Source organism: Parapedobacter pyrenivorans (assembly GCF_014636865.1).
Lineage (GTDB): Bacteria > Bacteroidota > Bacteroidia > Sphingobacteriales > Sphingobacteriaceae > Parapedobacter > Parapedobacter pyrenivorans.
Genome location: NZ_BMER01000003.1, coordinates 51,863 through 71,487 on the forward strand (window position 1 = coordinate 51,863; position 19,625 = coordinate 71,487).

The following is a 19,625-nucleotide window of genomic DNA, read 5'->3' on the forward strand; positions in this document are numbered from 1 at the left end:
GAAACACTTTAGGTATTTAACAAACAAAGACATTAAAAATCCTTTAGTTAATATAGCCGAATTTTGCCGATCCTGGACATCTTTGGAAGGATACCTAGATGATGTGAAAAGCATAATCTGTGCGAACAGGTCAAGGGATCCTGAAAAGCTTTCGACAATGGAACAGTCAAACTTGCTGTTCGAAGTCAAACTCACCCTTACGAACATTGAGTTGCTATATGTGCTACAGCATACTATCGACAGCTGGAAACTAGGCAAAAACTCTCCCTATTATACGTTAAAAACAACGGCCATGGGTGCGTACATCGAAGATGTAACGCTGCCCCAACGCCAGAAAACACTTCTATTCGAACAACTAACTAAAGCGGAAACCAAAAACATTGGCAAATTCATCAAAAAGTTTTTTCGAGTGCTCACACTCCGGGAATGGCAACGGCTTATGGACGATTTACAGGAGGATTTTTTTACTGTAGATGACCTTTCTTCACTTATAATGTATCAAGAAAATTTCAAGAAAATTTTCAAATACCTCAAAAAATTACCAGAAGCGATCTTTTTTATCTATGCAACCAAAGCCAAAGAACACATCTTCAAACACTATGTAGCGGAGTTCCGATTGGAAACATTCCTAAAGGAAGAAGCGACTGAACAATCCGGAGAAGAAGCACTCGAAAGCGAGCTGGCTCAGGAAACAGGCGAAGCGGATACACCGACGGAAAATCCCCGACTTGCCGGTGACTCACAACAATCCCAGCAACCCTTCCCTATCTAAATTCCTAAAAAACGACGTATCACTATCCACCAGTCCATCTGCCAGGGCATTTTTGGCCGCCTGTAATTGCAGCACCTTCTCCTCTACCGTGTTGGGCGTTATCAACCGATATGCCACCACTTTGTTATTTTGTCCAATCCGATGCACGCGGTCTATTGCCTGATTCTCCACGGCAGGGTTCCACCAGGGGTCTATGAGGTAAACAACATCGGCTGCGGTTAAATTAAGTCCCGTACCACCGGCCTTAAGGCTGATTAGAAAAACACGTACCTCCGGATCTTCCTGGAAGGCATTGACGACCTGCTCCCGTTGCCGTGTAGCACCTGTGAGGCTCACATAAGTCACACCAAGATCACGTAACATCTCTTCTATCAAATGCAGCATCGACACAAACTGCGAAAACACCACCAACTTGTGATAGGGCGACCTGTCCGCGATTTGCTCTTTTAAAAGTTCAATTTTTGCCGAAACGGCGTTGTTCAGCATACCGTCCGGCAATAACGCGGGCGAGTTGCAGATTTGCCGCAGACGGGTGAGTCCGCGGAGTACGTATATGGAGCTTTTATCCAACTTCTCGCCCGAAAGGGCGCAGATAAAATCGCGGAATTCTTTTTCGTAAGCGTCGTAAATCTTCCGCTGATCGTCACCCATTTCGCAGTACAACACTGCAGTGACCTTTTCGGGCAGGTCCGCGGCAACTTCTTGCTTTGTGCGCCGTAGGATAAAAGGTTTGATTTTCGCGTGCAGCTCTTTTCGCCGCTTCTGGTTTTTAAACTGATCGATGGGCTTGGCGTATACGTCACGAAAATAACGTTTGTCACCAAGTAAACCCGGAGATGCAATCGATAGCTGACCATAAAGGTCAAATGAGCTGTTTTCGAATGGTGTACCACTGATCGCTATCCGGTTGCGCGCTTTTAGGAGGCGAACCGCCTTATACCGCTGCGAATCGGGATTTTTTATATTTTGGGATTCATCCAGGTATACGTAGTTGAATACAAATTCCTTTAAAAAGCGGACATCGGCCAACAGCGTCGTATAGGAAGTCAATACTACATCGTACCGCGCCATAGCTTCGGTCGATTTTGTGCGGCCAGAACCGTACCTTGTGAGCAACCGAAGCGACGGTGCCATCTCAGCCAGCTCATGCTGCCAGTTGAAAATCAAGGTAGCCGGAACGACCACCAAATCGACCCCTGTACGCCCCGCCTGCCGTTGTGATAGCATGAACGCTATGATCTGTACCGTCTTTCCCAACCCCATCTCGTCAGCCAATATGCCGCCAAAATTGAGACCATCCAAGAAACAGAGCCAATTCAGGCCTTGCCGCTGATATGGGCGTAACCTCACGCGCAGTCCCGCCGGCTCATTCACAGGTCGGATCGATTCAATGTTATTAAGCCGTTCGCGGAGTATCTGCATCTCGCTAGCTGCCGCTTCATCTAACATAGCGGCATCATATAGCGTGGCGACCGTTTCGAAATTGGATTTTGCAAAGCGGATGGTTTCCTCATCAATCACCTCACCCGCTTGGAAATACCGAGCAAACTTTTCAATCCATTCCTGTGGGAGGATACCCTGTGTGCCGTCGTCCAATACCACATACTTGCTCTTATTGCGCAGTGCAGCCTGAACCTTCTTCAACGATGCCTTCTGCTTGCCGAAACGCACATCATGCACCGCATTGAACCAATTGACACCGCTAATAACCTTGATTGTAATCGTTATTTTATTAGCATTTAATTTATTGCCACTCAATTCGTTGAAACCAAACACCTCAATTCCTTCCTCACGCCAGGTATCGAATACAGGAAGGAACCAATCTTCGTCAAGAAAATATTGTTTATGTAAATAAAAATAATACAGCTGGTTGCCGAGCTGCTCCGCTAAATAAGGGTGTTGCTTGATCAGCAGCGTAATAAACGCCTGCTCAAAATCAGTATTCCGCGGAACCGTGAAATCATCACCTTTCTGGCCGATAGCCTGCACTTGTTGCTCCGTGCGCACAGCCACCTCCGCCTCGCCATAACGGACCACGGGAATGATCATTACGTGGTCGCCGAAGTCAGACAAATAAATCAATCGCTCAGGCGCCTGCGAAAAACCCGCCGCCGCAAGTTGTCGCATCGTACCGGGTTTTACATCGGGATATACAATCCGGATGCTTATCGACAACTTATCCAATAATTTCCGCTTGAATTCCTGATATTTACCCGTATGGATAAGCAATCGCCCCCCGTGTTCTTTCAATAACGTCATAACGGAAAGCAAGAGGGCATTATCCAATAGATACAATACGCCATCGAGCAAGAAAAAACAGCCGAATTTAACGGACAATTCATGAAGGAAGTAACTCGTTCCTGCAATCGTGATCACACCCGTGATGGCGTAAAAGGGACCTTCCGCAGCGACGGTCAAACAGACCGTACGGGGGGCAAAAGCCATCTTTACGGGTAGCAGGGTTTTGGTTGAAAAATTTTCACCCAATTGATCATCGTGATAGTAGACGGGATAGCTGCCATCGTTTCTCACTAGGATACGCAAGGCATCCAAGTCTGAAGCTGTCCCTTTGCTGCCACTTACGTCTTGGATCTTAGCGATGGCAGCATAAAATCTCGCCTCCTCAATTCCTTGCGCCGATGGCACAAGGTCCAACGGCCGCATACGGATAAATGGTGCCTTTAGCTTACCTATCTTAGTACGCGATACATCAATAAGTTCCACCAGCAAATTGCGATAGTATTTATGCCTGCTGATCACCAGAACAGTCCTCGTCGGTGAGGGCAATTCTGGTGGTTGGCGGTGATGATGGTCGTCGGCCGTTTTGCCGAGTTCCAAAAGCTTGGGCGATGTAAGTGGCAGCAACCCGCTCATGCGGGGCCGGATGACCAAGCGGCCCTCCTCAAGCAAAGGCATCAGGTAGCGATCCAGATTGGGCTCGTGCTCCAGTCCATAGGCAACGGCCGCCTGCCGTAACCTTCGTTGCCTAATGTTAACCAGGAAAAATACACCCAACTCCTCACGACGAAGGATAGCCAGCAGTACCGTTGCTTCTGCGGTGGTAAGCAAATCCGGTGCAGCGTGTGTGTCACTTGAAACCGTTACATGGCCATCTTCCTGAATCACCGCCACAGTGACGCGATCACCATGCATGGGCCGACTCGTAAACAATCCGGCGTCTACCTCCATTTCCATAGCCCGTACAGCCAATACTGATGTCGTTTCCACCACCTGCATTCCCCCAGTTGCCGAAGTGATCGCCGCTTCGGAAAGTTGGTCTAGGGTTACGTCACGAAAAACAAAAATATGACCTTCCGGGGATCCAAGCATCTGCAAACTTACCTAAATTGCACTTAGAAATCAATCCAACAATTTACAGGTGGCAGTACAACCGGCGAAGGAGAAAAGTAAATATTGCGTTACGAAGCTACCACTTAGTCCGTTGCTTTGCTAACTTTATCGCTATGAAAGGGTGTTTGATACTCACCGTCGCAATCGCCGTATTTTCGGCAAGCGGTTTACAAGCACAACAGGAAGTTCCACTGACCACGCTGGATGCGCTTGAGCGGCGATTGGAAAACGGCGCGGATACTACTTTTGTGATCAATCTGTGGGCTACGTGGTGTGCACCGTGTGTGGCCGAAATGCCGCATTTTGAGCGATTGCAACAGGTCTATGCCGCTAAACCTTTACGGATTCTTTTTGTTTCATTAGATACCAAGAAAGATCAGGATGCAGTGGCAAAATTCGTTGATACGAAAGGATTAAAAAATGAAGTATGGCTCCTCGATGAGAAAAATGAGCAACATTTCATTCCAGCGATCAGCGCGGAATGGTCGGGAGCGATACCCGCCACATTATTCGTAAACAAAAGCAAGGGAGTTCGGATTTTCAAAGAACAGGAATTCGATTACCAACAGCTCGAAAATAGTTACTTGTCAATTGTTCAACAAAAAAATTAAGCCATGAAAGCAATGAACGTTTTAGGGGTTGCACTGGTGGGTCTTATGATTTCGGCCAGCGCACCGGTATCCAGTCCGGGATACCAAATCGGCGATGTTGTAGAAGACTTCCGCCTTAAGAATGTAGATGGCAACCACGTGTCACTAACCGATTATCCCGATGCGAAAGGATTTATCGTAATCTTTACCTGCAATACCTGTCCGGTAGCCAAAGGTTACGAAGATCGCATTATCGCGTTGGATCGACAGTATAAATCGCAGGGCTATCCGGTGATCGCCATCAATCCCAATGATGCCGGTGTGGACCCGGGGGAATCTTATGAACAAATGCAGCAACGCGCTACAGACAAAGGGTTTACCTTCCCGTATTTGCTAGACCCCGATCATACCATCACGAAAAAATTTGCCGCAACGCATACGCCACATACTTTTCTGCTGCAAAAAGACGGAGATGACCATGTGTTGCGATACATTGGCGCCATCGATAATGACAGCCGGAGTGGCAATCCCGATACGAAATTTGTGGAAGACGCCATCGCCGCTTTGCAACAGGGTAAAGAACCCGATCCAGCCACGACCAAAGCAGTTGGCTGCGCGGTCAAATGGAAAAGCACATAAGCGTGCATTCGTTCAATCCACCAACGGCAACAGCAAACAAAACCGGGTGCCCCGCTCCTGCTCACTATCGAATGTGAGGAGTCCGCGTTGTGCAAGCGCATACTCGTTGCAAAGAAATAATCCAAGCCCAATGCCACGCTCGTTGTTTGTACCGTACGTGGACCGTGTCTTTAACGAAAACAAACCCGCCTGTTGTTCCTTGGGTATACCGATTCCGTTATCTTCGACAACAATCTGGCAATAGGTGTCAGACTGCGTAACAATGACCCGGATAAGCCCGCCCGGCAGTGTAAACTTAATGGCATTGGCAACGAGGTTTCGGACGATCAATTGAAGCATATCGCGATCTATCAGCGCGTGCAGCGCACCGTCGATGTCAGCGCCCAGCGTAATGCCCTTCTGGCTGGCATAAATCTTTTGAATATCAATAACTGGTTGAAGTACATGCTGTATATTATTGCGTACCAGTTCCAAACGGAATCCGCGCAACTGGCTTTGGGACCATACTAACATATTTGAAAGCATTTCTTGCGAGCCGTGCAGCGCATTGGCCAGCCCACGTTCCACCTGCTTTCGCTCATCCGGCGTAAGCCGATCACTGGCAATCAAACGGACGTAGCTATGTAGGGAAGATAAAGGCGCCTGTAGATCATGCGAAATGATGGAAAATAGCTTGAGTTTTTCGTCATTCAATCGCTCGAGTTCAATCGTTTTCTGCTCGGCTGTCCTTTTTTCCTTGTTGTAAGCTTCCTTAAGGTAAAATAGGCTAAAGAAACTGACGACAATACCTGTTCCGTAAGTGAACGCGATATCGATAAATAAGGCCTTTTCATCTGCATAGGAAACCCGAATCAGTTCGGGATGATGATATTCAATCAACAACAAGCTAAATACGACAAGCAGACAAAGCGCCACCCAAAGACCATACAGTTTTTTTGGCGAAACGATGATGATGAGTATAAACGCCAGCATGAATGACAGCAGTGAGGCACCGCGAATCCCTGCGCTGAAGAAATAATTGACTGCAAACAGAAAAACAACCAAGCCCGATGATATCGCTACACTCAGCACCATCCGTCGCTGAAAACGAGCCAGGTAATAGATGTATACAAGGATCAAGGTAAGAACGGCAAAAATGACGGCAGTCGCCTCCAATCCAGAAAAATAGTTGAAGGGAATATTGAAAGCCATAATAAAAATGGCAATCAGGCAAATCGAATTGAATAGCCGGTTTTCCAGGGTCAATATCGCCCGGTTACCGATTAAAAAACTAAGGTATCGACTAATATATCCTGCTACTCTTTGAAGAAGTTTAGAGGTCATCGTACAAAAGTACGCAAAGTAATTGAAGAAATTTTTTATTTCATAGGTTAATGGATGGCAGTCCGACCGATCAAATAAGCGCTTATTTCGAAAGAGATTTTTTTTATAGAATATATAAGTATCGGTTTAAACCACAGTCAATAAATATGACACCGAGCAAACGCTATACGTTGCAATATCATTTAAATATTACGACCTTTGTAACGTAGCGGGTTGGGTAGCTAAGTAGTTATCGGATTCGGACACATTTAAATGCGCAACGGATGGTAACAATAACAGAAAAAGCAAAGCAACGTATCCTTGACATCATGGACAAAGAAAGCTATGATGGTACTTATTTCGTGAGGGTAGCAGTGGAAAGCGGCGGTTGCTCAGGATTAAGTTATAGATTGAACTTCGATAACGAAGAAAAGAAGGGCGACCAGCTCTTTGAAGACAAGGGCATCAAGGTCTGCTTGGATATAAAATCTTACCTGTATTTGGCGGGCACTGAACTGGATTATTCGGATGGCCTCAATGGAAAAGGGTTTGAGTTTCATAACCCCAATGCCTCACGCACATGCGCTTGTGGCGAGAGCTTCGCGGTGTGAAGCTTTTTATCCAGTTATCTTAATGCAAATAAATCGTCTACGCCCAACAGTCTGCGGCAGGTAAATCCTTCGGCATACTTCGCTCCGATATATTTACCGTATTCCCTCGCCCGGCCCTCGATGTATTCCAAGAAATCGGGCTTTGAAATGTAGGTTTCAGGCTCGTCAGACGTATATCCGTCGTTGTAGAACTGGGATTGAAACGCCTTGATCGCACTGATTTTACCCTCCCACTGATCCGTGACGTCCACGACGATATCCGGCTTAATGTAGTAATCCTGGATCAATTGCAGTACCATGCGCGGACGATGTGGGGATTGAGTAACCCGGCCATCAGCGGTTTCTATTTTACGTAGACCTGCTAAAAAGACCGAATCGTTAATGAGATCACCTGCCCGTCCATGGTCGGGATGCCGGTCATACAGCGCATTGGAAATGATGATGTCTGGTCGATATTTGCGTATGGATTGGATGACCTGCAATTGATGCGCGTCGTCATTACGAAAAAAGCCATCGCGGAAGCCCAGGTTTTCCCTGATTGATACCCCCAGCTTCGCGGCTGCATCCTGCGCTTCCACATCGCGGGTTTCCGGTGTTCCGCGGGTACCTAACTCCCCTCGTGTCAAGTCAACGATTCCAACCTTCCTGCCCATTGCCACATGTTTAAGAATCGTGCCTCCACAACCCAACTCGGCGTCATCAGGATGAACGGCAATGACCAAAATATCCAATTTATTATTATTTCCCATAGTTATGTACACAATGATTTCGGCCCAAAATTAACGAAGTATTCAAAAATACCGATAGGCAGGCCGCTCCAGGCTCCGGATAATATTCTCTATTTCGAAATCCTCCTCCGCGTTATACGTGCTTTTGAGGTTATGCCCAAATACGCGGGCAACGGACTGGTAGAAAAAAGCGGTGACCCCACCTCTTAATTCCTTGACCACCTCATAGCTGGAATTGCCTGTTTGACGGTCGATGAGCTTAATCAGTATCTCTCCCTGTGAGATGGTCAGGTTTTTCACTTCCCGATTAAACATGTCTTTGATTTCCTTTTCACAAGCTTTCACCAATCGCTTTTGCTCGCGCCGGTTGCCGGTCACGGCCAAGTCACGATAAAGCTGCTGATACCTGCTCTGCGCGTATTTTGCATACGGCAACACCTTGATTACGTTGTAACGCAGCCTCAGGTAACGCGCCTTATCTTCCGGGCTTTTGAAAATACGTTTGCGCGTCACGTCAACTTCAGGTATCAACATCCATGGCAGGCGCTCTCCCTCCACTTCGGTTGTGGGCACAAGCCGGGGTTGCGGCCGTTGGGCCTGCGATCGCCCGGAAAGCGTATCTTGCGCCATCACGCTACTTACAAGTAACACGGCTCCTACAAATAACACCACTCGGAAGCAACCCATTTTATGCAATATTCAAAATTATCCGTATATTTATATGATTAAACAAAAAGACGAAAAACGCGTCCAATAATCCATTACGGATATACAAACTTAGACAAAGTTGCTTTTATATACAATTTATAATCATGTTAAATAGAAAAGCAACTTTGGCTGTCTCTCCGCTACAACTGAGAGACAACTTTTATGGTGGAAATATAGAAATTATCAACAACAACGGTGATAGGTATGAAGGAATTGGTGATTGATTTAGAGGCAGAGCGCAAAGAAATACGAAAACGGTACCGCGCACTATTACGTGCATGCAAGCCTACATTGCAACGGGGCGACAAGCAGATGATACGTAAGGCATTCGACATGGCTTTGGAAAGCCATAAAGACATGCGACGCAAATCCGGGGAGCCGTACATCTACCACCCCATTGCTGTGGCCCAAATCGCCGCGGAGGAAATCGGATTGGGTACCACGTCTATCGTTTGCGCATTGTTGCACGACGTCGTGGAGGATACGGACATCACCCTAGAAGATATTGAGCGTGATTTTGGCAAAAAGGTAACCCGCATTATTGATGGATTGACCAAAATATCCGGCATATTTGACCCCAATAGCTCCATGCAGGCCGAAAATTTTCGGAAAATGCTACTGACGTTGGCGGATGATGTCCGCGTTATTCTCATCAAGCTGGCCGATCGGTTGCATAACATGCGTACGATGGATTTTATGCCCCGCGACAAGCAGCTGAAAATCGCATCCGAAACGTCATACCTCTATGCGCCGTTGGCCCACCGCCTCGGCCTCTACGCCATCAAGTCCGAATTGGAAGACCTTTCCATGAAATATACGGATCCGGACACCTATAAATTCATTGCCAAGAAGCTGAATGAAAAAAAGGCAGAACGGGAACGTTTCATCCAGAACTTCGTGGAGCCCATCAAGGAAATACTGAATGAGCAAGGGATTAGGGCCTCGGTCTTCGGCAGGCCGAAGTCCATCTATTCGATATGGAACAAAATGCGCAAGAAATCCATCCCTTTCGAGGAGGTATACGACCTGTTTGCCATCCGCGTCATCATCGATTCCGATCCGGAAAACGAGAAAGCCGATTGCTGGAAAGCGTACTCTATTGTCACAGACCTCTATCGCCCCAACCCCGATAGGTTGCGTGACTGGGTTTCATCACCAAAGGCCAATGGCTACGAATCGCTGCACACCACAGTAATGGGGCCAAAAGGCCAATGGGTGGAAGTACAGATCCGCACCGTGCGGATGAATGAAATTGCGGAAAAAGGATTTGCGGCACATTGGAAGTATAAAGAGTCCAATTCCGACAGCGGACTCGACCAGTGGATACAGAAGGTAAGGGAGATTTTGAGTAATCCTGAACCCAATGCCATGGATTTCCTCGACGATTTCAAGATGAATCTCTTTTCGGATGAGATTTTCATCTTCACGCCCAAAGGCGCACTGATCCAACTTCCGCATAATGCAACGGCACTCGACTTTGCGTTTGAGATACACTCCGATCTCGGCGCCAGTTGCATCGGTGCCAAGGTAAACCACAAATTGGTACCCTTGAGTCATAACCTGCAAAATGGCGACCAGGTGGAAATCATTACCTCCAGCAAGCAAACACCCAAGGAGGACTGGCTCAACTTTGTAGTCACAGCGAAAGCTAAATCCAAAATAAAATCGGCACTTAAGGAAGAGAAAAGGCGGGTCGCCGAAGATGGCAAGGAAATCCTGGAACGAAAGCTCAAATCGATAAAAATCACGTACAACACCGAAAACATTAATAAGCTGACGGCCCACTTCAAATTCCCGTCATCGCAGGATCTGTTTTACAATGTGGCCAAGGGAGAGATTGACATCAAAAATCTCAAGGAATTCGCGGCCAATGAAAAAAACGCCGGGCAACAAAATGGGCAGCAATTCAATTCACATATTAGCGGACTGGTTGAAAAAATCAATAAAAAGGATTACGAAACACTCTTGATCGGTGATGACCTGCAGAAAATCGACTACACGTTATCCCCATGTTGCAATCCCATTCCGGGTGACGACGTTTTTGGTTTCATTACGGTGAATGATGGCATCAAAATACACCGAACCAATTGCCCCAATGCGGCCAAATTGATGGCAAACTACGGTTACCGCATTGTAAAGGCGAAGTGGACCTCCCAAAAGGAGCTGGCTTTCCTTACCGGGTTGCATATCGTGGGCATCGATGACGTGGGGCTTGTAAACAAAATCACCAAAGTCATTTCGGACGATTTCAAAGTAAATATCCGTTCCATCATGATTTCCAGTAATGATGGTATTTTTGAAGGATCTATTATGATTTTTGTAAATGATACCGCCCATTTGGAAACGCTCATTAGGCACCTAAAGCAAATCAAAGGAATTACGGGAATCACCCGTTTTGATTCCGCTTAATTGACGGGGTTTACCAACTTGGATATCCAACCAATTATATGTAAATTTGTACGTTTAACTTTCGGATGATGACTCAAACGGAGAATTACCAAACGGTAAAAAAGATTTTCGAAGCGTACCTGGAAAATAAAAGTCTGCGCAAGACACCAGAACGTTATGCGATTCTGGAAGAAATCTATTCCAGAAACGACCATTTTGATGTGGAGTCGTTATATATCCACATGAAAAACAAAAAATACAGGGTGAGCCGGGCTACGGTGTACAATACCCTGGAATTGCTTGTTTCTTGTGATTTGGTAACCAAACACCAATTTGGCAAGAACATGGCACAATTTGAGAAATCATACGGGTACAAGCAGCATGACCACATTATCTGCATCGAATGCGGTAAGGTCGTCGAGTTTTGCGATCCACGGATCCACCAAATCCAAAGCATGGTGGCTGAGCTCTTGAAGTTCGAAATCAAGCACCATTCACTCAATTTGTATGGTGTGTGTAATGACTGCGCTGCCAAAAAAGATCCTGTACGGGATGTGTCTGCCCCGACGAAAAGCGAGCTGGTGGAAACCCATTGAGCGCTGGCCTTGCAGTACCGCCCATCCCATATCCCGATAAGGTGAACTTGATCCCGGCTTTTCGATTTATGAAGCGGAGAATATTAAAATAATGTTAGCTTTGCGGGCGGATATGCTTACCATTTTCTCTAATAATTAATGTTTGTAATTTTTCAACGCTGATAAAACTATGCAAGTTGATGTGCTTCTGGGCCTGCAATGGGGCGACGAGGGGAAAGGCAAAATTGTGGACGTGCTTTGCCCGACTTATGATATGATTGCCCGTTTCCAGGGCGGACCAAATGCTGGACATACCTTGGAATTTGACAATCAAAAATACGTCTTGAATACCATCCCATCGGGGATTTTTAATGAAGCCACGTTGAACCTTATCGGAAACGGGGTGGTCATCGACCCCATCATCCTCAAGCGGGAACTTGATACGTTAAAGAAAAATGGCTTTGACCCGGTTGCCACAGGAAAATTGGTCATTGCCCGAAAGGCTCACCTCATCCTTCCCACCCATCAGCTGCTCGATGCAGCATCGGAAAGCAAAATGGGCGCCGGCAAGATTGGTTCTACCCTCAAGGGAATAGGCCCTACTTACATGGACAAAACAGGTAGAAACGGCCTGCGGGTCGGCGATACGACACTACCTGATTTTATGGATCGCTACCAGCGATTGGTTGAGAAACATAAATCCATCCTATCCCATTATGGAGCGATTCCTGATTTCAGTGAGCGCGAGCAAGCATTTATGGAAGCCGTGGAATTCCTGAAGACCATTCCCCATGTAGACAGCGAGCATTTGGTAAACCAATACCTCAAAGATGACAAACGCATCCTGGCCGAAGGCGCGCAAGGCACGTTACTGGACATCGATTTTGGCTCTTATCCTTTCGTTACCTCCTCTAACACGACTACTGCGGGAGCCTGTACGGGTTTAGGCATCGCCCCCTCAAAGATTGGACGGGTCATCGGCATTTTCAAAGCGTATTGTACGCGTGTAGGCGGTGGTCCCTTCCCTACCGAATTGGAAAATGAAACTGGAGAAAAACTACGCCAATTGGGTCACGAATTCGGTGCTACGACCGGGCGCGCACGCCGTACGGGATGGATTGACCTCCCGGCACTCAAATATGCAATCATGCTCAATGGGGTTACCGATCTGGTAATGACCAAGGCTGATGTGCTGAGTGGATTCGATACCATACAGGTGTGTACCCACTATATCCAAAACGGGGAGAAGATCGATTACATGCCCTATGACATCATCAGTATCGAGCCCGAACCCGTATATGAATCGTTAAAGGGGTGGAATGAGGACTTATCCGGCATTACGGAGCCTGAACAGATACCGCAAACATTACAGGATTATATCGATTATTTAGAACAGCACCTCGGTGTACCCATCACCTACCTTTCGGTAGGACCTGATCGTAAGCAGACGCTGTTATTGAGTTGATATTCCCATGGTATCATTAGCGTGCCATCTTGAGGATGGCGATACGTTTGTCCAAAAAGCACTGCAATGGGCAGCGCAGTTTGATCATGTGTGCTACCTGGACTCCAATGGCTATCGCGATAACTATGGCAATATCAATGTGTTCGTTGCTGTGGGGGCTGCTGCATCATTTTTGTCGGACGGCCAAGATACCTTCACCAAATTGCAGCGCTTCCTCGATGCACACCCCAACACTTGGGTACCTGGATTTCTGGGATATGATTTAAAAAACGAGCTGGAGGACCTTCGTTCCCAACACCCAAATCCTGCTGAATTTCCTGATGCTTATTTCTTTGTACCGCAGTATACGCTTCTTATCGGGCAATATAATGTTGAAATCAAGGGAGCTGATCCCCAGACCATCGTTCAGCAAATCGAAACAACTGAAATAACTGATGAGCCTCTGGGATTTGATGGGCGACTGAAATACCGGATGAATAGATCCACCTATTTTTCGGCCTTTGCAAACTTGCAGCGCCATATCCGTAAGGGAGATATTTATGAAGTGAATCTTTGCCAGGAATTCTTTGCGGAAAAGGCAACCCTCAATCCGTTGGGTGCTTATCGGCGACTCAATGAAGTATCTCCAACTCCGTTTTCGTGCTTTTTCAAATTTGGTGAGAAATACATTTTGTCCGCCTCACCCGAGCGCTTTCTATCTAAAAATGGAACAACCCTGCTTTCGCAACCGATAAAGGGAACGGCGCCCCGAGGTAAAAATGCCGCCGAGGATGAACAAATAAAGGCGACCCTTGCTACGAATCCAAAGGAAATCAGTGAAAATATCATGATCGTAGACTTGGTCAGGAACGACCTTACGCGTAGCGCCCAGCCAGGTACCGTGAAGGCCTCCGAGCTGCTTCAGATACATAGTTTCAAGCAAGTACACCAACTAATTTCAACCATCACCTGCCAGATAGGTGAAGGGATAAGCACTACGGAAACCATCCAAAACACCTTCCCGCCCGGTTCGATGACGGGAGCGCCGAAAATCAGTGCAATGAGATTGATTGACCAATATGAAAACAGTCGCCGGGGAGTCTATTCGGGTGCACTGGGTTACTTCAGCCCGCAGGGCAACTATGATTTCAGCGTGGTCATCCGGACGATGCTATACAACGCCGAAAATGGCTACCTCTCTTTCCATACAGGGGGTGCCATTACCGACAATGCCGATCCAGAAAAAGAATACAATGAGTGTTTGTTAAAAGGGAAAGCGCTGTTTGAAGTACTGAAAAGCCAGTAACCAATACGTGGTTATTACAGTCGGCCTACAACAACCTTTACCATCCGATCATAATCCAGGTATGTATTTGCCAGCCTAAGGATCTCATCCGGTGTGATCGTATTCACAACATTCGTATAGTAGTCGTAGTAATCCAGGCCAAGATTCGAAAAGTAAGCGTTTTTAAATTTATCGGCATGTGAGAACACATTTTCGAGGCTTCCCAATGTCGACCCCATCAGGTAATTGCGTACCAACATCAATTCGGATTCGGCGACCGGTTCCTTACGCAACTTGTTTATCTCTTTCTCGATTTCCGCAAGTGTAGCTGCCGTCACGTCAACGCCGACTTCCGAGGCGATGGTCAAGAAAGCGCCATGTTTGAGCGATGCCAGCCCCGACCCGATGTTATAGGTATAGCCTTTGTCTTCCCTGATATTGGCCATCAACCGGGAGCCGAAATAACCGCCCAACAACGTGTTGAGTACTTGCAAGCCCGGAAAATCCGGATGGGATCGCTGGATGCTTTGGCAGCCCAACCTGATAGCGGATTGCAGCGCATCCGCGCGTTCATCCACGATCAACGATCCGTCGGGGATGATGAGGGGCGATGGCGGAATATCCAACGGCGTAGCTGCTCCGCTGGCCTGCCATTCAACGCCAAAAAGTGACTCCAACCTGAGGAGTACCTCGTCTGTTACCTTGCCAGCAATGATCAAGGTGCCATTTGACGGCTGGTATTGTTGACGAAATAACGTCAAAAGCGCATCACGCGTAATCCGGTCGTAGTCTGACACATCGGGCACATAACCGTACCGCATCGATCCAAATACCGTTTTATTAAACAGCCTACGGGCAACAAAACTATTTTTCTTAAGCGATACTTGCAGCTTTTGCTTGTTGTTGCGGATATAGGTGGTCAGCTCTTTTTCAGGAAAAATGGAATCGGTGAGCACATCTTTCACCAAAGGCAGTAAACGATCCAAGTGCTTGTTGAGGGAAAACAACGTCAATGAGGATTGGTCGTAACCAACCGTCGGGATAAGGAACGCGCCATGGAAATCCACCAGTTCGGCCAGTTGTGCACTGGTATGGGTGGACGTTCCTTCGAGCAATAATTCACAGGCACACGTATTCAACAAGGCATGATGTTCATCGGCCAAAACATTCCCGAAGGCCCATTCAATCCGCACCAACTCCTGCTCTCCGGCATCGAACATAAAAACTTGCAGCCCATTCGGGAACGTGATATGCTTGGGTTCGATCAAATCAAAATCCCTGATTGGGTAGTAAACGGGAGGTGATGTTCTATCTAGCATCTTCTTGGCTTATGTAAATAAGAGTTGACGAATTTTCTTTCCTAAACAGGTGTTGCGCTTGCCGTTGAATATCCGTAGCGGAGACGGCTAGATAACGATCTACCTCGCGATTAAATTCGGCTGCATCGCCAAGTAGTTCAAAATACGCGAGATTCATCGCTTTTTCCAGGATGGCCATTTCGGCAAAAACCAGTGTCGATTCTACCTTGTTTTTCACCTTTTCCAGTTCGTAGGGTTCAATCGGGATGCTGCTGAGCCGCTCCAATTCAGACCAGATCGCGTCCTCGGCTTCCTCCGTACTTACGTTGGGCAGCAGCTTGCCCTCCACCACGAACAGATTCGGATCCAAACTCCCCGTTTGATACGCATTGATCTCGCTAAATAGTTCACGCTCCTTCACCAGCCGGCGATACAGCCTAGAAGATGCGCCGGGTGCCAACACATCGGCAATCAAATCCGTAGCATGGTAATTTTCATCGAGGCGTGCAGGACCATGGAAAGCAACGTAAATCGCGTTCTGCGGCACGCCGGCACGTACCACTTCCCGGCGGGCCTCCCGCTGTTCGGGCTCCGCCGGTAGTTGCCGGAGGTATTTCCCCGTGGCGGGAATCGGGCCAAACCATTTTTCAGCAAGCTGCTTTACCGTATCGGTATCGACATTTCCCGCTACAACCAAGCAGGCATTGGCGGGCGTATAATGTTTTGCAAAAAAGGCTTTGACATCATCCATCCTCGCTTGCTCAATATGCGCAAGCTCTTTGCCGATCGTTGCCCACCGATACGGGTGCATCTGGTAAGCCAACGGTCGCAATCGTAGCCACACATCGCCATAGGGCTGATTGAGATACCGTTGCTTAAATTCTTCGCAAACCACATTGCGTTGTACTTCGAGACTCTTCTCGTTGAATGCCAGTCCGAGCATACGATCGCTTTCCAACCAAAATGCGGTTTCGAGGTTTGCTGCCGGCAACGTGATGTAATAATTGGTGATATCGTTGCTGGTGAATGCATTATTCTGCGCACCCGCGGCCTGCGATGGGCCATCATAGTGGGGAATATGAACAGAGCCACCGAACATCAGGTGTTCAAACAAATGCGCGAATCCCGTTTGCCCCGGATCTTCGTCTCGCGCGCCGACGTCATACAATATGTTGACAACGGCCATGGGTGTAGCCTCATCTTGATGTACCAGTACGCGGAGGCCATTGGCCAATATAAATCGATCGAATGTGACCATCCTTTAATGTGAGTTGGTATCCATATAAAACGTTGTTATTGAGCTAGCCAATCTACCCCCCCTTTGAGCATTGACAAGGTAAACGCTTCGTCGCTATCCGGCTCCGGCTTGAAATCATACATCCATTGGGCGTGTGGGGGCAAGCTCATTAAAATGGATTCGATACGGCCATTGGTTTCCAATCCGAATTTTGTTCCGGCATCATACACCAAGTTGAATTCCACGTACCGTCCGCGCCGAAGATATTGCCACTGTTTCTGCTGCTCGGTATACGTCCGGTGCCGGTTTCTATTGACCAGTTCGGCATAGGTGGGCACGAATGCATCGCCCACAGCACATGAAAAATCAAAAAGATCCTCCCAGGATACCAATGTCTTTTCGGGAGTGAGCCTATCGTAGAAGATACCACCGATGCCGCGTGTCTCCGCCCGATGCTTGATGTAAAAATAGCGGTCGGCAAATGCCTTGAACTCCGCATAGAATGAAGAGCTGTACCGATCACAAATATTTTTGAGTTGCCGATGAAAATAAGACGCATCATCCAGCTGAATATAATGAGGGGTCAGATCGATGCCGCCACCAAACCACCTCACCTTTTCATTTAATTCAAAATACCGGATATTCATGTGAATAATCGGAACAAATGGGTTATTGGGATGGATTACAATGGAAACACCTGTCGCAAAAAAATCTTCGTCATCTACCTGAAATGCATTTTTAATCTGTTCGGGCAACACACCATGTACCGCTGAAAAATTTACACCGCCCCTTTCGATAAACGAACCATTTTGGATAATGCGGGTTCGCCCACCACCACCGCCCTCGCGCTGCCATAGCTCCTCGACGAAAGTTGACCCTCCATCTAGTGCCTCCAGCCCGCGGCATATCTCGTCTTGGAGGATTTTATATCGTTCAGCTATCTGTTGTTTATCCATCATTACATATTTTCGGAGTCTAATAACCCAGGGCCACATCATCCCCGCGGGGATCAGCTCCTCCTTGCAAGCTACCATCAGCCAGTACCCGTATCGCGTCAACCCTGCCAATGGCGTTCCGATTGATCAATTTGTAGCCGGTTTTAGTTAGCGAATGACGAACAGACTGGCTAATGGCATCCTTTTCGACAGCTACCTCGTCTGGCAACCACTGGTGATGAAATCTTGGTGCCGAAACCGCCTCTTGCATATCCATCTCAAAATCCACCACATTAAGGATGGTTTGGAATACCGAGGTCATAATGGTAGATCCGCCAGGCGTTCCCACTACCATAAACAATCCGCCGTCCTTTTCTAATATCGTCGGAGTCATCGAACTTAACATGCGCTTGCCAGGCTCGATGGCGTTTGCAGTACCGCCTATCAGACCATACATATTCGGAGCGCCGGGTTTGACCGAAAAATCATCCATCTCGTTATTCAGTAGAAAGCCAGCACCCGCCACCACGACCTGCGAACCGTAAGAACCATTAATGGTTGTCGTGATGGCCACCGCATTTCCCTCTTCATCGACAATGGAGAAATGCGTGGTTTCCTCGTGCTCGATTTTGGAAAGCTCACCTGCATAGATGTCACTACTGAAGGAAGCATGACTGAAATTCATATTACGCATCCGATCCGCGTTGTATGCGGAATCAATGAGCATCGCTTGGGGCACCTCGTAGTAATCGGGATCGCCGAGGTGTGTAGCCCGATCGGCATATACCCGGCGTTCGGCCTCAATCATCACGCGCATAGTTGAATCCTGTTGGAAGCCCCAATCGGACAACGGATAAGCCTCTACCGATTTGAGCATCGATATCAATGCGATCCCACCGCTCGATGGCGGTGGCATGGATACAACCCGATGTCCGCGATAGCTCGCAACGACGGGCTCCCGCCACTTGGCCTCATAGTTTTTCAAATCGTCATACGTGATGATGCCATTGCCGCTGGCCATCTCTTCAACAATCCGATCGGCGATTTCACCGGCATAAAAACCCGCTCTGCCCTTTTCACTAATCAATACCAAAGTATGGGCAAGTTCCAGCTGCACCAGGGTGTCTCCGGCTGCCCATTCGTCCGCCTTCACGAAGGCTGTCCCCTTGGGGTTATATTTTTCAAAACTTTCCTTTCTGCCGTTGAGTTCCTGCGCCTGCATGGCAGTGATGGCAAACCCATTGCGCGCCAAATGGATAGCGGGTTGTAACAGTATGGACCAATCCAGTTTCCCGTAACGCTGGTGTGCTTTCACCATGCCGTCAACGGCACCAGGTACCCCCGAGGCCAGCTGTCCACGCAAACTAAGGTCGACAATCGGATTGCCATGCTCGTCCAAGTACATATCCCTCGTGGCCGCCGCGGGAGCGGCCTCCCGGAAGTCCAGGGAAGCGAAACCAGCGTCGGCATCGCGATAAACCATAAAGCCGCCGCCACCGATGTTGCCCGCATTGGGGTACACCACCGCTAGCGCAAATTGAACCGCCACGGCCGCATCCACCGCATTACCGCCATCTTTGAGTATCTGCAAACCCACGGCCGATGCCTCGGGGTGCGCAGTAACCACCATGCCACGATGATACGTTGACGAGCGTTTGTTCTCCCGAAACGCGCCGCATGAAGTGATGGCAATCGTCAAAAAGACGGCCAGCAACTGGTATAGCCGGACGCTTCTACCGATAGGTAAATACCTCTTCATTCA

The 19,625-nt window shown here is 47.8% G+C and carries 16 protein-coding genes; 8 read left to right on the forward strand and 8 right to left on the reverse strand.

The genetic code is table 11. The annotated features are described in order from the left end of the window. The first annotated feature begins 157 nt into the window (after positions 1-157). Positions 158-772 carry a hypothetical protein gene (locus tag IEV98_RS14970; RefSeq protein WP_188506837.1) on the forward strand — a complete coding sequence of 205 codons (615 nt, stop codon included), beginning with the start codon at positions 158-160 and terminating at the stop codon, positions 770-772. Here IEV98_RS14970 and IEV98_RS14975 read toward each other — a convergent pair. Beyond that, positions 740-4,102 carry a DEAD/DEAH box helicase gene (locus tag IEV98_RS14975; RefSeq protein ID WP_188506838.1) on the reverse strand — a complete coding sequence of 1,121 codons (3,363 nt, stop codon included), beginning with the start codon at positions 4,100-4,102 and terminating at the stop codon, positions 740-742. The two genes, IEV98_RS14970 and IEV98_RS14975, sit on opposite strands and share 33 nt — an antisense overlap. 134 nt (positions 4,103-4,236) lie before the next feature. On the opposite strand from IEV98_RS14975, the gene IEV98_RS14980 reads away from it, so the two are divergent. Beyond that, the gene (locus IEV98_RS14980; RefSeq protein WP_188506839.1) at positions 4,237-4,734 is read left to right on the forward strand and encodes a TlpA disulfide reductase family protein; all 498 of its coding nucleotides are present in this window, start codon (positions 4,237-4,239) and stop codon (positions 4,732-4,734) included. Between the two features lie 3 nt (positions 4,735-4,737). Further along, the gene (locus tag IEV98_RS14985; RefSeq protein WP_188506840.1) at positions 4,738-5,352 is read left to right on the forward strand and encodes a thioredoxin family protein; all 615 of its coding nucleotides are present in this window, start codon (positions 4,738-4,740) and stop codon (positions 5,350-5,352) included. Positions 5,353-5,364: 12 nt separating this feature from the next. On the opposite strand, the gene IEV98_RS14990 is transcribed toward IEV98_RS14985, so the two are convergent. Continuing rightward, positions 5,365-6,543: a sensor histidine kinase gene (locus tag IEV98_RS14990; protein WP_188506841.1), complete on the reverse strand. Its 1,179-nt coding sequence runs from the start codon at positions 6,541-6,543 to the stop codon at positions 5,365-5,367. A gap of 395 nt (positions 6,544-6,938) precedes the next feature. Here IEV98_RS14990 and IEV98_RS14995 point away from each other — a divergent pair, with 395 nt between their 5' ends. Continuing rightward, positions 6,939-7,265: a HesB/IscA family protein gene (locus IEV98_RS14995; RefSeq protein ID WP_188506842.1), complete on the forward strand. Its 327-nt coding sequence runs from the start codon at positions 6,939-6,941 to the stop codon at positions 7,263-7,265. A gap of 14 nt (positions 7,266-7,279) precedes the next feature. On the opposite strand, the gene bshB1 is transcribed toward IEV98_RS14995, so the two are convergent. Both bshB1 and IEV98_RS15005 read right to left on the reverse strand, forming a co-directional pair. Then, positions 7,280-8,014 carry a bacillithiol biosynthesis deacetylase BshB1 gene (gene bshB1, locus IEV98_RS15000; RefSeq protein ID WP_188506843.1) on the reverse strand — a complete coding sequence of 245 codons (735 nt, stop codon included), beginning with the start codon at positions 8,012-8,014 and terminating at the stop codon, positions 7,280-7,282. Between the two features lie 42 nt (positions 8,015-8,056). After that, positions 8,057-8,680 (reverse strand): DUF4294 domain-containing protein, encoded by a 624-nt coding sequence (locus IEV98_RS15005; RefSeq protein ID WP_188506844.1) that lies wholly within the window; start codon positions 8,678-8,680, stop codon positions 8,057-8,059. A 225-nt stretch (positions 8,681-8,905) separates the two neighbouring features. On the opposite strand from IEV98_RS15005, the gene IEV98_RS15010 reads away from it, so the two are divergent. The 4 genes from IEV98_RS15010 to IEV98_RS15025 all read left to right on the forward strand — a co-directional run bounded on the left by IEV98_RS15010 (position 8,906) and on the right by IEV98_RS15025 (position 14,414). Beyond that, on the forward strand, positions 8,906-11,110 hold the full coding sequence (locus IEV98_RS15010; RefSeq protein ID WP_188506845.1) for a RelA/SpoT family protein: 2,205 nt from the start codon (positions 8,906-8,908) through the stop codon (positions 11,108-11,110). Between the two features lie 68 nt (positions 11,111-11,178). Further along, the gene (locus IEV98_RS15015; protein WP_188507206.1) at positions 11,179-11,685 is read left to right on the forward strand and encodes a Fur family transcriptional regulator; all 507 of its coding nucleotides are present in this window, start codon (positions 11,179-11,181) and stop codon (positions 11,683-11,685) included. 169 nt (positions 11,686-11,854) lie between these two features. Continuing rightward, complete coding sequence (locus tag IEV98_RS15020) at positions 11,855-13,129, forward strand: adenylosuccinate synthase (protein WP_188506846.1); 1,275 nt, start codon at positions 11,855-11,857, stop codon at positions 13,127-13,129. A 7-nt stretch (positions 13,130-13,136) separates the two neighbouring features. After that, complete coding sequence (locus IEV98_RS15025; protein ID WP_188506847.1) at positions 13,137-14,414, forward strand: anthranilate synthase component I family protein; 1,278 nt, start codon at positions 13,137-13,139, stop codon at positions 14,412-14,414. A 14-nt stretch (positions 14,415-14,428) separates the two neighbouring features. Here IEV98_RS15025 and IEV98_RS15030 read toward each other — a convergent pair whose 3' ends face one another. The 4 genes from IEV98_RS15030 to ggt are packed head-to-tail and all read right to left on the reverse strand — an operon-like array spanning position 14,429 to position 19,622. Continuing rightward, on the reverse strand, positions 14,429-15,712 hold the full coding sequence (locus IEV98_RS15030) for a M16 family metallopeptidase (RefSeq protein WP_188506848.1): 1,284 nt from the start codon (positions 15,710-15,712) through the stop codon (positions 14,429-14,431). After that, positions 15,702-16,949, reverse strand: a complete 1,248-nt coding sequence (locus IEV98_RS15035; protein WP_188506849.1) for a M16 family metallopeptidase — start codon at positions 16,947-16,949, stop codon at positions 15,702-15,704. The genes IEV98_RS15030 and IEV98_RS15035 overlap by 11 nt, the downstream gene beginning before the upstream one ends. A gap of 35 nt (positions 16,950-16,984) precedes the next feature. After that, positions 16,985-17,887, reverse strand: a complete 903-nt coding sequence (hemF, locus tag IEV98_RS15040) for an oxygen-dependent coproporphyrinogen oxidase (RefSeq protein WP_188506850.1) — start codon at positions 17,885-17,887, stop codon at positions 16,985-16,987. Between the two features lie 16 nt (positions 17,888-17,903). Continuing rightward, positions 17,904-19,622 carry a gamma-glutamyltransferase gene (gene ggt / locus IEV98_RS15045; protein ID WP_188506851.1) on the reverse strand — a complete coding sequence of 573 codons (1,719 nt, stop codon included), beginning with the start codon at positions 19,620-19,622 and terminating at the stop codon, positions 17,904-17,906. Between the last annotated feature and the right edge of the window lie 3 nt (positions 19,623-19,625).

Coding starts and splice junctions, on each gene's coding strand:
- IEV98_RS14975 (WP_188506838.1), bottom strand. CDS start 4,102: ATGCTTGGATCCCCGGAAGGTCATATTTTTGTTTTTCGTGACGTAACC.
- IEV98_RS15015 (WP_188507206.1), top strand. CDS start 11,179: ATGACTCAAACGGAGAATTACCAAACGGTAAAAAAGATTTTCGAAGCG.
- ggt (WP_188506851.1), bottom strand. CDS start 19,622: ATGAAGAGGTATTTACCTATCGGTAGAAGCGTCCGGCTATACCAGTTG.
- IEV98_RS15020 (WP_188506846.1), top strand. CDS start 11,855: ATGCAAGTTGATGTGCTTCTGGGCCTGCAATGGGGCGACGAGGGGAAA.
- IEV98_RS15005 (WP_188506844.1), bottom strand. CDS start 8,680: ATGGGTTGCTTCCGAGTGGTGTTATTTGTAGGAGCCGTGTTACTTGTA.
- IEV98_RS14980 (WP_188506839.1), top strand. CDS start 4,237: ATGAAAGGGTGTTTGATACTCACCGTCGCAATCGCCGTATTTTCGGCA.
- IEV98_RS15035 (WP_188506849.1), bottom strand. CDS start 16,949: ATGGTCACATTCGATCGATTTATATTGGCCAATGGCCTCCGCGTACTG.
- bshB1 (WP_188506843.1), bottom strand. CDS start 8,014: ATGGGAAATAATAATAAATTGGATATTTTGGTCATTGCCGTTCATCCT.
- IEV98_RS14970 (WP_188506837.1), top strand. CDS start 158: ATGGAACAGTCAAACTTGCTGTTCGAAGTCAAACTCACCCTTACGAAC.
- IEV98_RS15030 (WP_188506848.1), bottom strand. CDS start 15,712: ATGCTAGATAGAACATCACCTCCCGTTTACTACCCAATCAGGGATTTT.
- hemF (WP_188506850.1), bottom strand. CDS start 17,887: ATGATGGATAAACAACAGATAGCTGAACGATATAAAATCCTCCAAGAC.
- IEV98_RS14990 (WP_188506841.1), bottom strand. CDS start 6,543: ATGGCTTTCAATATTCCCTTCAACTATTTTTCTGGATTGGAGGCGACT.
- IEV98_RS14985 (WP_188506840.1), top strand. CDS start 4,738: ATGAAAGCAATGAACGTTTTAGGGGTTGCACTGGTGGGTCTTATGATT.
- IEV98_RS15025 (WP_188506847.1), top strand. CDS start 13,137: ATGGTATCATTAGCGTGCCATCTTGAGGATGGCGATACGTTTGTCCAA.
- IEV98_RS14995 (WP_188506842.1), top strand. CDS start 6,939: ATGGTAACAATAACAGAAAAAGCAAAGCAACGTATCCTTGACATCATG.
- IEV98_RS15010 (WP_188506845.1), top strand. CDS start 8,906: ATGAAGGAATTGGTGATTGATTTAGAGGCAGAGCGCAAAGAAATACGA.